Source organism: Nonomuraea sp. K271 (genome assembly GCF_009908215.1).
In the GTDB taxonomy this organism is placed as follows: domain Bacteria; phylum Actinomycetota; class Actinomycetes; order Streptosporangiales; family Streptosporangiaceae; genus Nonomuraea; species Nonomuraea longispora.
In genome coordinates this window covers 1-13427 of the sequence record NZ_JAAAHR010000217.1, presented here as the reverse complement: position 1 = coordinate 13427, position 13427 = coordinate 1, and the positions used below count along the sequence as shown (strand labels likewise).

Genomic DNA, 13427 nt, shown 5'->3' with positions numbered 1-13427 from the left:
CTGCGCAGGTTGTGGGCGAGCGCGGCGGAGCTGTGGGTACGCGGGGTCGAGATCGACTGGCCGCAGACCTACGCCGGCTCCCACCCGCAGATCATCGACCTGCCCACCTACGCCTTCCAACACCAGCGCTACTGGCTGCAGGGATCGGCGGGCGCGGGCGACGCGGCCAGCCTGGGGCTTGAGGCCACCGGCCACCCGCTGCTGGGCGCCTTCACCGGCCTGGCCGCGGGTGGAGAGGTCGTGCTCACCGGCCGCGTGTCCGTCGCCACCCACCCGTGGCTGGCCGACCACAAGGTCAACGAGCAGGTGTTCCTGCCCGGCGCGGCACTCGTCGAGCTGGCCATCAGGGCAGGCGACGAAGCGGGCTGCGGCCTGGTCGAGGAGCTGACCCTGCAGGCGCCGCTCATCGTGCCCGAGCACGGCGCCGTCCAGCTCCAGCTGGCCGTGGGCGCACCGGACGAGGACGGACGCCGGCAGCTCGGCATCTACTCCCGGATGCAGGACGCCACCGACTGGGTCCAGCACACCGCGGGCGTGCTGTCCGCGGCGGACGCGGCGGTCCCCGAGCCGGTCGGCACCTGGCCACCGGAGCAGGCGCAGGCCGTGGACCTGGACGACCACTACGACGACCTCGCCGGCATGGGCCTCGACTACGGCACGACGTTCCGCGGGCTGCGGGCGGCCTGGCGGCGGGGCGACGACGTCTTCGCCGAGGTCGCGCTGCCGGACGACACCGACACCGACGGGTACGGCCTGCACCCGGCGCTGTTCGACGCCGCCCTGCACGCCATCTCCCTCGGCGCTTTCCTGGCCGACCCCGAGCCCGGCAGGCCGTACCTGCCGTTCGCCTGGAGCGACGTGGCGCTGCACGCGTCGGGAGCGACCAGGGTGCGGGTGCGGGTTTCGCCGGCCGGACAGGGATCGGTGTCCGTGACGCTGATGGACACCGAAGGGCTGGCCGTGGCCACGATCGGCGCCCTGGCCGCCCGGCCGGTGCCGGTGGGCCCGAAGGACGGAGCCACTACCAGGAGGCACCGCGACAAGCTGTTCCAGCTCGACTGGGTGACGCTGCCCGCAAGCGGCGCGGCCGAGGCAGGCTACGAGAGAGTCGCCGACCTGGCGGCGCTGGCCGGGGCCGTGACGGTTCCCGAGCGGGTGCTGATCGAGGCGCCCGCCGGCACCCGCAGGGCGGTCCACGACGTGCTGGCGGCGCTGCAGGAGTGGCTGGCGGACGACCGGTTCGCGGCCTCGCGGCTGGTCGTGGTCACCCGCGGCGCCGTGCCGGCCGGGGACGCGCTCGTACAGGATGTGCACCAGGCGGCCGTGTGGGGGCTCGTCAGGGCCGCCCAGGCGGAGCAGCCCGGCAGGTTCGTGCTGCTCGACCTGGACGACGACGGCAGTGACGACGCGATCGGCAGGGCTCTGGCGTCGGACGAGCCGCAGCTGGCCGTGCGCGACGGCCAGGTGTGGGTGCCGAGGCTGAGCCGGACCGTACCTGGCGGTGAAGGGCGGCCCGCGTTCGGTGCGGGCGGCACCGTGCTGATCACCGGCGGCACCGGCGGGCTGGGCGCGCTGGTCGCCCGCCACCTGGTGACCGAGCACGAGGTCAGGCGGCTGCTCCTGCTCAGCCGGCGCGGGCCGGACGCGCCAGGCGCGTCCGAGCTGGTGGCGGAGCTGTCGGAGCTGGGCGCCGAGGTCGAGGTGGCGGCCTGCGACGTGGCCGACCGCGAGGCGCTCTACGGGGCGATCACCTCGGTCGCCGACTCGCTGGTGGGCGTGGTGCACACGGCGGGCGTGCTGGACGACGGCGTGGTCACGTCGTTGTCGGGCGAGCGGCTGGACCGTGTGCTGGAGCCGAAGGCCGAGGCCGCCTGGCACCTGCACGAGCTCACCCGCGGCCTGGACCTGTCGGCGTTCGTGCTCTTCTCGTCCATGGCGGGCGTGCTCGGAGGCGCCGGCCAGGGCAACTACGCGGCGGCCAACGCCTTCCTCGACGGGCTCGCACAGTTGCGGGCCGCCGAAGGGCTGGCGGCGACGTCGCTGGCGTGGGGATTGTGGGAGCAGGGCGGCATGTCGGGCGAACTGTCCGAGGCCGACCTGCGCAGGCTGGCCCGCATGGGCGTGGCGCCGCTGTCGGCGGCCGACGGGCTCGACCTGTTCGACGCCGCGCTCCGCCACGACCGCGCCGTGCTGGTCCCCGCCCACCTCGACGTCAAGACCATGGGGGCCCAGGCCGACGCCGTTCCCCCGCTCCTGCGCGGCCTGGTCACCGGGTCCGGCAGGCGCGTGGTGACCGCCGCGTCGGAGGCTGCGGCCACGCTCAAGCAGCAGCTGGCGGGCCTGCCCCCGGCCGGGCGGCAGACCGCGCTGCGGGATCTCGTCGCCTCCCAGGTCGCCGTGGTGGCCGGCCTCGCCGACCCGTCGGCGATCGACGACGGCATGCCGTTCCAGGAGCTGGGATTCGACTCGCTGATGGCGGTCGAGTTCCGCAACCGGCTCAACGCGGCCACGGGCATGCGGCTCCCCGCGACCCTGATCTTCGACTACCCGACCCCGGAAGCGCTCGTCCGCCACCTGTACGCAGAGCTCCTCGGCACGCAGGAGAGCGCCGTCCAGGCGCGGGCCACGGCCGCCGACGACGAGCCCATCGCGATCGTCGGCATGGCCTGCCGTTTCCCCGGCGGCGTCGAATCCCCCGAGGAACTGTGGCGGCTGCTCGAACAGGGCGGCGACGCGATCTCCGAGTTCCCCGCCGACCGCGGCTGGGACCTGGAGACGTTGTACGACCCCGAGCCCGGCAACCGCGGCACCTCCTACTCCAGGCACGGCGGCTTCCTGCATGACGCGGGCGAGTTCGACCCCGGCTTCTTCGGGATCAGCCCGCGCGAGGCGCTCGCCATGGACCCGCAGCAGCGGCTGCTGCTGGAGACGTCGTGGGAGGCCGTCGAGCGGGCCGGGATCGACCCGACCGCGCTGCGCGGCAGCAGGACCGGCGTGTTCGCCGGCGTGATGTACCACGACTACGCCAGCCAGCTCTCCTCCGTGCCCGACCAGCTCGAAGGGCTGATCGGCACCGGCAACTCCGGCAGCGTCGCCTCCGGCCGCGTGTCGTACGTCTTCGGGCTCGAAGGCCCGGCGATGACCGTGGACACGGCGTGCTCGTCGTCGCTGGTGGCGCTGCACCTGGCTGTTCAGGCGCTGCGCTCGGGCGACTGCGATCTCGCCCTGGCGGGCGGTGTGACGGTGATGGCGACGCCGTGGACGTTCATCGAGTTCTCCCGGCAGCGCAACCTGTCCGTCGACGGCAGGTGCCGGGCGTTCGCCGAGTCGGAAGGCGGCGTCGGGCTGTCGGAAGGCTCGGGCGTGCTGCTGGTGGAGCGGCTGTCGGACGCTCGCCGCAACGGCCACCAGGTGCTCGCCGTGGTGCGCGGCTCCGCGGTCAACCAGGACGGCGCCAGCAACGGCCTGACCGCCCCGAACGGTCCGTCGCAGCAGCGGGTGATCCGGCAGGCACTGGCCAACGCCGGGTTGTCGGCGGCCGACGTGGACGCGGTCGAGGCGCACGGCACCGGAACCACCCTGGGCGACCCGATCGAGGCGCAGGCCATCCTCGCCACGTACGGGCAGGACCGGCCCGAGGACCGGCCGGTGTGGCTCGGCTCGATCAAGTCGAACATCGGCCACGCGCAGGCCGCCGCGGGCGTCGCGGGCGTCATGAAGATGGTCATGGCGCTGCGCAACGGCACCCTGCCGCGGACCCTGCACGCGGACCGGCCGTCCACCCACGTGGACTGGTCGGCCGGAGCGGTCCGGCTGCTGAGCGAGGCCCGGCCGTGGGAGCGCGACGGGACGCCCCGCCGCGCCGCCGTCTCCTCGTTCGGCATCAGCGGCACCAACGCGCACGTCGTGCTGGAGGAGCCGCCGGCCGAGCCGGAGCCCGCGCCCGGGTCGGCGGCCGAGCTGCCCGTGGTGCCGTGGGTGTTGTCCGGCAGGAGCGAGCAGGCGCTGGCGGCGCAGGCGGCGCGACTGCGCGCCTGGACGCAGTCGCGTGGGGACGAACTGGACGTGGCCGACGTCGGCTGGTCCCTGGCGACCGGCCGGGCGGTGCTGGAGCACCGCGCGGTTGTCGCGGGCGCGGACCGCGCCGAGTTGCTGGAGGCGCTGGCGGCGGTGGCCGACGGCAGGCACGGCGAGCCGGCGGTCGAGACCGGGCTGGCCCGGTCGAGGGCCAAGGCGGCGATGTTGTTCGCCGGGCAGGGCAGTCAGCGGGTCGGCATGGGACAGCAGCTCGCGGACGCGTTCCCCGTCTTCGCGCGGGCGTTGGACGAGATCTGCCGGGTGCTCGACCCGCTGCTGCCGCATCCGCTCCGCGAGACCATGGCGCAAGGCCCAGCCGAGGTGCTGGACGAGACCGGCATGACCCAGCCGGCGCTGTTCGCCTTCGAGGTGGCCCTCTACCGGCTGCTGGAATCGCTGGGCGTCGCGCCCGCGGTGCTCGCCGGGCACTCGGTCGGGGAGATCGCGGCCGCGCACGTGGCCGGGGTGTTCTCGCTGGAGGACGCGTGCACGCTGGTCGCCGCCCGCGCCCGGCTCATGCAGGCGCTGCCCGCCGGCGGCGCGATGCTGGCGGTGGCCGCGCCTGAGGCGGAGGTGCTGCCGCTGCTCGACGGGTACGAGGGCCGCGCCGGGATCGCGGCGGTGAACGGTCCGGCCGCGGTGGTGGTGTCGGGTGACGAGGCGGCGATCGAGGAGATCGAGAGCCGGACGCAGGCGCGGACCCGGCGGTTGCGGGTCTCGCACGCGTTCCATTCGCCGTTGATGGAGCCGATGCTGGCGGAGTTCGCCGAGGCGATCGGCGGCATCGCCTTCCACGAGCCCACGATCCCAATCGTCTCGAACGTGACGGGCAGCCTGGCCGAGCCGGGTCGGCTGACCGACCCCGCCTACTGGGTCGAGCACGTACGCGGAGCTGTGCGGTTCGCCGACGGCGTCGCCGCCGCCCGTACGGCGGGAGCCACCGTCTTCGTCGAGCTCGGCCCCGACACCACGCTGACCGGCCTCGCCCAGCAGACCCTCACGGGTGACGAGATCTTCGTCAGCACGAGGGCCAAGGACCGGCACGAGGCGCGCACGTTCGTCCAGGCGCTGGGCCGGATGCACGCGCACGGCGTCGCCGTCGACTGGGCGGCGTACTTCGCGGCGGCGCGCCCGTCCCGCGTGGACCTGCCCACCTACGCCTTCCAGCACGAGCACTTCTGGCTCCTGCCCGGACCGGGCACCGGCGACGTCACCACCGCGGGCCTGGGAGCCGTCGAGCACCCGCTGCTCAGCGCGGCGACCGAGGTGGCCGGCGGCGAGACGGTGGTCTTCAGCGGGCGGTTGTCGGTCGCCACGCACCCCTGGCTGGCCGACCACGTGGTCGGCGGCAGTGTGATCGTGCCGGGCACGGCGCTGGTGGAGCTGGCCATCCGGGCCGGGGACGAGAGCGGCTGCCCGCACCTTCATGAGCTCACCCTGCAGGCCCCGCTGGTGGTGCCGGAGGACGGCGGCGTGCAACTGCAGCTGGTGTCCACGGCCACCGAGGAGCCGGGCCGCCGGGCGCTGGCGATCCACTCGCGGGCGCAGGACGCCACCGACTGGACCCTGCACGGCCAGGCCACGCTCACGGCGAGCGTGCCCGAGCCCGACGTGGACCTGGCACAGTGGCCGCCCGCGGGTGCCCAGCCGGTCGCCGTCCAGGACCTCTACGACGACATGGTGGCGATCGGGCTCGACTACGGGCCGACGTTCCAGGGGCTGACCGGCGCCTGGGAACGGAACGGCGAGGTGTTCGCCGAGATCGTCCTGCCCGAGGAGGCACACACGGACGCGGGCCGGTTCGGGTTGCACCCCGCGCTGCTGGACGCCGCACTGCACGCCACCGCTCTGGGCGGCCTGCTGCCCCGGCCGGAGTCCGGGAGGCCCTACCTGCCCTTCGCGTGGTCGGGCGTGTCCCTGCACGCGGCGGGCGCGACGAGTCTGCGGGTCAAGCTCGCCAACGCCGGCGGGTCCGCGATCACGCTGGCCATCGCCGACGAGCTCGGCGCACCGGTCGCCGTCGTCGACACCCTCTCCCTGCGCCCCCTGGCCGCCGCGCAGCTCGGCGGCACGAACCGAGGCGCGCTCCACGAGATCGAGTGGACCCCGGTCACCGGCGAGCCCGCGCAGGAGGCGGTCCGGTGGGCGCTGCTCGGAGCCGACGACCTCGGCACCGGCGCGGCGACCTACCCGGACGCGGCCACGCTCGGCTCGCTGCACGACCCGGCCGACCTGCCCGAGGCCGTCCTGGTCCGCTGCCCCGCCGGGGACCACCACGCCGCGACCCACGAGACCCTCGGACTGCTGCAGAGCTGGCCGGCCGAGGAACACCTCGAATCCGCGCGGCTGGTCATCCTCACGCGCGGCGCCGTCGCCACCGCCCCCGGCGAGCGGCCCGACCTGGCCCAGGCGGCGGTGAGCGGGCTCGTCAGGGCCGCGCAGGCCGAGCAGCCCGGCCGGTTCGTGCTGCTGGACGTGGACACCGACCGGCCGGACCCGGCCGTCGTCGGCCGGGCGCTGGCCACCGGGGAAGCGCAGCTGGCCGTCAGAGGCGGCGACCTGCTGACGCCACGGCTCGGCAAGGCCGCGGACCCGGCGGACCCGCGTCCGATGTTCGGACCGGAAGGAACGGTGCTGGTCACCGGCGGCACGGGCGGGCTGGGCGCGCTGGTGGCGCGTCACCTGGTCACCGAGCACGAGGTTCGGAACCTGCTGCTGGCGAGCCGGCGCGGGCTCGACGCTCCGGGCGCGGCCGAGCTGGTGGCGGAGTTGTCGGAGCTGGGCGCCGAGGTGGACGTGGCGGCCTGTGACGTGGCCGACCGCGACGCCCTCGCCACGCTGCTGGAGGGCGTGGACGAGCTGGCGGGAGTGGTGCACACGGCCGGCGTCCTCGACGACGGCGTGATCACGTCGCTGTCGGCCGAGCGGCTCGACCGCGTGCTGCGCCCGAAGGCCGACGCCGCCTGGCACCTGCACGAGCTCACCCGCGACAGGAACCTGACCGCCTTCGTGCTCTTCTCGTCCATGGCGGGCGTGCTCGGAGGCGCCGGCCAGGGCAACTACGCGGCGGCCAACGCCTTCCTCGACGGGCTCGCACAGTTGCGGGCCGCCGAAGGGCTGGCGGCGACGTCGCTGGCGTGGGGGCTGTGGGAGCAGGGCGGCATGTCGGGCGAACTGTCCGAGGCCGACCTGCGCAGGCTGGCGCGGATGGGGCTGGCGCCGCTGTCGGCGGCCGACGGACTCGGCCTGTTCGACGCCGCCGTACCGTCAGGAAAGGCGCTGCTCATCCCCGCCCGCTTCGTGCAGGCCCGCACCAGCGCCAGGACCTCCGTACGGCGGGCCGGCAGCGGCGACGGGCTCGCCGACAGGCTGGCCACGCTCGACCCGGACGAGCGCCGCTCGGCCCTGGCCGACATCGTGCGCGGCCAGGCGGCCACCGTGCTCAGCTTCTCCGACGGGTCGGCGATCGACCCGCAGCGCCCGTTCCAGGACCTCGGGTTCGACTCGCTGACCGCGGTCGAGTTCCGCAACCAGCTCGGCAGGGCCACGGGGCTGCGGCTCCCGGCCACCGCCGTCTTCGACTACCCCACGCCGGTCACCCTGACCGAGCACCTCATGGGGTACTTCGCCGAGACGAAGGACGAGGAGGCCGGCATCCTGCGGTTCTTCGCGGAGCTGGACCAGATCGAAGAATCACTCACCACACTCGCCGAGGACAGCACGGTGCGCAGCCGGCTCACCACGCGCCTCAAGGAGCTCCTGTCCGGCCTCAACGGCCTCGGCGGGACATCCGACGTCGTCGACCAGATCGAGTCGGCCTCCGACGACGAGATGTTCGCCTTCATCGACAACGAGCTTGAGATCTCTTGATATTCGCAGCGGCTGAGAAGGGCTACGTTCGATGGCAAACGAAGACAAGCTCCGGGGCTACCTGAAGCGGGTCACGGCCGACCTGCACCAGACCAGGCAGCAACTGCGCGAGATCGAGGGCAGGGAGCACGAGCCGATCGCGATCGTCGGCATGAGCTGCCGCTACCCCGGCGGGGTCACCTCGCCGGACGAGCTGTGGCAGCTCGTCGACGGCGGCGGCGATGCGATCTCCGAGTTCCCCACCGACCGCGGCTGGAGCGAGAACCTCTACCACCCCGACCCGGACAACCCCGGGACGACCACGGCGCGCAAGGGCGGCTTCGTCTACGACGCCGCCGACTTCGACGCCGGCTTCTTCGCCATCTCCCCGCGCGAGGCGTTCGGAACCGACCCGCAGCAGCGGATGTTCCTGGAGTCGTGCTGGGAGGCGTTCGAACGCGCCGGCATCGATCCGGCCTCGGTACGCGGCAGCCGCACCGGCGTCTACGCCGGCGTCATGTACCACGACTACTTCAGGGCCGAGGCGCTGGGCAGCGTCATCTCCGGGCGCGTGTCGTACGCGCTCGGACTGGAGGGCCCCGCGGTCTCCATCGACACGGCCTGCTCGTCGTCGCTGGTGGCCCTGCACCTCGCCGTGCAGGCACTGCGGCGCGGCGAGTGCTCGCTGGCGCTGGCCGGCGGCGTCACCGTCATGGCCACCCCCAACACGTTCATCGAGTTCTCGCAGCAGCGCGGCCTGTCCGCCGACGGCCGGTGCAAGTCGTTCGCCGACGCCGCCGACGGCACCGGCTGGAGCGAGGGCGTCGGCGTGCTGCTGGTCGAGCGGCTGTCGGACGCCCAGCGCAACGGCCACCGCGTGCTCGCCGTGATCCGGGGCAGCGCCGTCAACCAGGACGGCGCCTCCAACGGGCTGTCCGCGCCCAACGGGCCCTCCCAGGTCCGGGTGATCCGGCAGGCGCTGGCCAACGCGGGACTGTCGGCCTCCCAGGTCGACGCCGTCGAGGCGCACGGCACCGGCACCACCCTGGGCGACCCGATCGAGGCGCAGGCGCTGCTCACCGCGTACGGGCAGGACCGTGACGGGGGTCGGCCGCTCTGGCTGGGCTCGCTCAAGTCGAACATCGGCCACGCGCAGGCGGCCGCCGGCGTCGGCGGCGTCATCAAGATGGTGATGGCGCTGCGCAACGGCACGCTGCCGCGCACGCTGCACGTGGACGAGCCGTCCACGCATGTGGACTGGTCGGCCGGCGCAGTCGAACTGCTCACCGAGCCCCGGCCGTGGGAGCCCGGCGAGGCGCCCCGCCGCGCCGCCGTCTCCGCGTTCGGCTTCAGCGGCACCAACGCCCACCTGATCATCGAGGAGGCGCCGGCCGAGGACGAGGCCGAGGCCGAGGCCGCCGGGCTTGACCTGCCGCTGGTGCCGTGGGCGGTCTCCGCCCGCGACCGGCAGGCGCTCGCCGCGCAGGCCGAGAAGCTGGCCGGCTGGCTGGACGAGCGGCCGGACCTGCGTCCCGCCGACGTGGGCTGGTCGCTCGCGACCGGCCGGGCCGCGCTGGACCAGCGCGCCGTCATCGTGGGGGAGAGCGGGGACGAGCTCATGGCGGGGCTTCGGGCCCTCGCCGGCGGCGCCGCCGCGCCCGGGACCGTCACCGGCGCGGGAACGGGCGGCAAGGTCGCCTTCCTGTTCGCCGGCCAGGGCAGCCAGCGGGTCGGCATGGGCGCCGCGCTGGCCGAGGCGTTCCCGGTGTTCGCCGACGCGCTGGAGGACGTCTGCAAGGTCCTCGACCCGCTGCTGCCGCATCCCATCAGGGACGTCATGTTCACCGACCCCGACGGCGTGCTGGACGAGACGGGCATGACCCAGCCCGCGCTGTTCGCCTTCGAGGTGGCGCTCTACCGGCTGCTCAGCTCGCTCGGCGTCGAGGCGGACGTGCTCGCCGGGCACTCGGTCGGCGAGATCGCCGCCGCCCACGTGGCGGGCGTGCTCTCGCTCCCCGACGCCTGCACGCTGGTCGCCGCGCGCGCCCGGCTCATGCAGGCCCTGCCCGAGGGCGGCGCCATGCTCGCCGTCGCCGCCTCCGAGGAGGAGGTGCTGCCGCTGCTGGAGGGCCGCGACGGCCGGACCGGCATCGCCGCCGTCAACGCGCCGGACGCGGTCGTCGTCTCCGGCTCGGCGGCCGACGTCGACGAGATCGCCGAGGTGCTCGCCGGGCGGCAGGTGCGCACCCGGCGGTTGCGCGTCTCCCACGCCTTCCACTCGCCGCTGGTCGAGCCGATGCTGGAGGAGTTCGGGCAGGTCGCCGCGTCGCTGACGTACCACGAGCCCGCCATCCCCGTCATTTCCGACGTCACCGGCAGGAAGGCCGAGGGCGGACAGCTGACCGACCACCGCTACTGGGTCGGCCACGTACGCCAGGCGGTCCGCTTCGCCGACGCCGTCACCGCCGCCAGGGCCGGCGGCGCCACGGTCTTCGTGGAACTCGGCCCCGACGGGACCCTGACCAGCCTGGCCAGGCAGACGCTCGACGGCGACGACGCCGCGGCCTTCGTCACCGCCGCGCGCAAGGACCGCGACGAGGCCCGCGCCTTCGCCGAGGCGCTCGGCCACCTGCACTGCCGGGGCGTCACCATCGACTGGGACGCCTACTTCGCCGACGCCTGCCCCCGGCGCGTCGACCTGCCCACGTACGCCTTCCAGCGCAAACGCTTCTGGTACATGCCGGGCGCCGGTGCGGCGGAGCAGCCGGCCGCGGACTCCGTCGACCCCGAGTTCTGGGCGGCGGTGGAGCGGGAGGACGTGGGTGCGCTCGCGGCCACGCTCGGCATCGAGGACGGCTCCCCGCTGGCCGCGATCCTGCCGGCGTTGTCGTCCTGGCGGCGGCGCAGGCGCGACCAGGACGTGCTGTACTCCTGGCGATACCGCGTCACCTGGGCGCCGCTGACCGTCCCCGGCGGGACGACGTCCACACTGTCCGGCACGTGGCGCGTCGTCGTCCCCACCGACAGGGCCGCGGACGACGCGGTGGCCTGCGTCCTCGACGCGCTCGAACGGCACGGGGCCCGCTGCGAGCCGGTCCACGCCTCCGGCAGGCAGGAGCTCGCCGCGCTGCTGCGCGACGGCGACGACCCGCCGGCCGGCGTGCTCTCCCTCTACGGCGGCCTGGCCGGCACGCTCGCGCTGATGCAGGCCATGGACGACGCCGGCGTGGACGCGCCGCTCTGGATCGCCACCGACGGCGGCGAGAGCGTCAGCCGGGTCGACCTGCTGCGCGACCCCGAGCAGGCCGCCGTCGCCGGGCTCGCCCGGGTCTTCGGCCTGGAGCATCCGGGTCGCTGGGGCGGCCACGTCGACCTGCCCGAGACGCTCGACCAGCGCGTGGCGGGCCGCCTCGCGGCCGTGCTCGCCGGCATCGGCGACGAGGACCAGGTGGCCGTACGCGCTTCGGGCGTCTTCGCCCGCAGGCTCACCAGAGCGCCAAGAACGGGCACCGGCCCCGCCGAGGGCTGGCGGCCGCACGGCACCGCGCTCATCACCGGCGGCACCGGTGGCCTCGGCGCGCACGTCGCGCGCTGGCTCGCCGGCGGCGGCGCCGAGCACCTGGTGCTCACCAGCAGGCGCGGCGCCGACGCCCCCGGAGCCGCCGAGCTGGTGTCCGAGCTGGAAGGGCTCGGCGCGCGGGTGACCGTGGCCAAGTGCGACGTGGCCGACGGCGCCGCGCTCGCCGCGCTCGTCCGCGAGGTCGAGGACGTCGGCGACACCATCCGGTCCGTCTTCCACACGGCGGGCGTGCCGCACATCCAGGCGATCACCGGGCTCGGCGAGGATGAGCTGGCCCAGGCCACCCAGGCCAAGATCGTCGGAGCGGCCAACCTGGACCGCGTCCTCACCGGCCCGCTCGACGCCTTCGTGCTCTTCTCCTCCGGCGCCGGCGTCTGGGGCGGCGCGCACAACGGCGCCTACGCCGCCGGCAACGCCTACCTCGACGCGCTCGCCGCCCACCGCCGTGGCCGCGGCCTCGCCGGCACGGCCATCGCCTGGGGCTTCTGGGACGCCGCGGGCGGCGGCATGACCACCCTCCTCGACGAGGAGGACGCCCGCAGGACCGGCGTCAAGTTCATGGACTCCGCGATGGCCGTGGACGGGCTGCGGCAGGCGCTCGACGACGGCGAGAGCAACCTCGTCATCGCCGACGTCGACTGGGCCCGCTTCTGCCCCGTGTTCACCGCCTCACGGCCGCGCCCGCTGCTCGACGGCGTGCCCGAGGCGCTCGCGGCCCGCGAGAACGAGACGGAGGCCACCGCCGAGTCCTCGGAACTGCGCGCCCGGCTCCTGCCGATGAGCGAGGAGGACCGCGAACGCCTGCTGGTCGAGCAGGTACGCGAACAGGTGGCCGCCGTGCTCGGCTACGCCCCCGCCGAGGTCGAGGTGGACCGGGCGTTCAAGGACCTCGGCTTCGACTCGGTCACGGCCGTCGAACTGCGCGGCCGGCTCAACGCCGCGCTCGGCGTCCGGCTCCCCGCGACCGTGATCTTCGACTACCCGAACGTCAAGGTGCTCGCCGGCCTCGTACGCGACGAGCTGCTCGGCACGCAGGCCGAGATCGTGCCCGCGAGCGTCGGCGGCGGCCCCGTCGCCGACGACCCGATCGTGATCGTCGGGATGGCCTGCCGGATGCCCGGCGGCGTGCGCAACGCCGACGACCTGTGGCGGCTGGTCTTCGAGGGCAGGGACGCCATCTCCCCGCTCCCGGACAACCGTGGGTGGGACGTCGACGGAATCTACGACCCCGACCCGGACGCCCCGCTCGCGTCGTACACGAACGAGGGCGGCTTCGTGTACGAGGCGGGCGAGTTCGACCCGGCGTTCTTCGGCATCTCGCCGCGCGAGGCCCTCGCGATGGACCCGCAGCAGCGGCTCCTGCTCGAAGCCTCGTGGGAGGCCATCGAGCACGGCAGGATCGCGCCCGCCTCGTTGCGCGGCACCCGTACCGGCGTGTTCGTGGGCGCGGCCTACGAGGAGTACGGCCGCAACTCCGACCAGATCCCGCTCGAATCGGTGGGACACCTCGTCACCGGCACGCTCAGCAGCATCGTGTCCGGCCGGGTCGCCTACACGCTCGGCCTCGAAGGGCCGGCCGTGACGGTCGACACCGCCTGCTCGTCGTCGCTGGTGGCCCTCCACCTGGCCGTGCAGGCGCTGCGCAACGGCGACTGCGACCTCGCGCTGGCCGGCGGCGTGACCGTGATGTGCAGCCCCGTCGGGTTCATCGGGTTCAGCCTGCAGGGTGCGCTCGCCAGGAACGGCCGGTGCAAGTCCTTCGCCGGCGCGGCCGACGGCTTCGGGCTGTCGGAAGGCGTCGGTGTGCTGCTGGTGGAGCGGTTGTCGGATGCGGAGCGTAACGGGCATCGGGTGTTGGCGGTGGTGCGTGGTAGTGCGGTGAATCAGGATGGTGCGAGTAATGGGTTGACGGCTCCGAATG

At 74.4% G+C, this 13427-nt stretch carries 2 protein-coding genes; both read left to right on the top strand.

The genetic code is table 11. The annotated features are described in order from the left end of the window. The first annotated feature begins 9 nt into the window (after nt 1-9). Entirely contained in the window at nt 10-7947 is a 7938-nt protein-coding gene (locus GUY59_RS42315) for a type I polyketide synthase (protein ID WP_236668049.1), read from the top strand. Between the two features lie 31 nt (nt 7948-7978). Next, the coding region (locus tag GUY59_RS49545; protein ID WP_161715000.1) for a type I polyketide synthase at nt 7979-13427 on the top strand (5449 nt) is incomplete at its 3' end.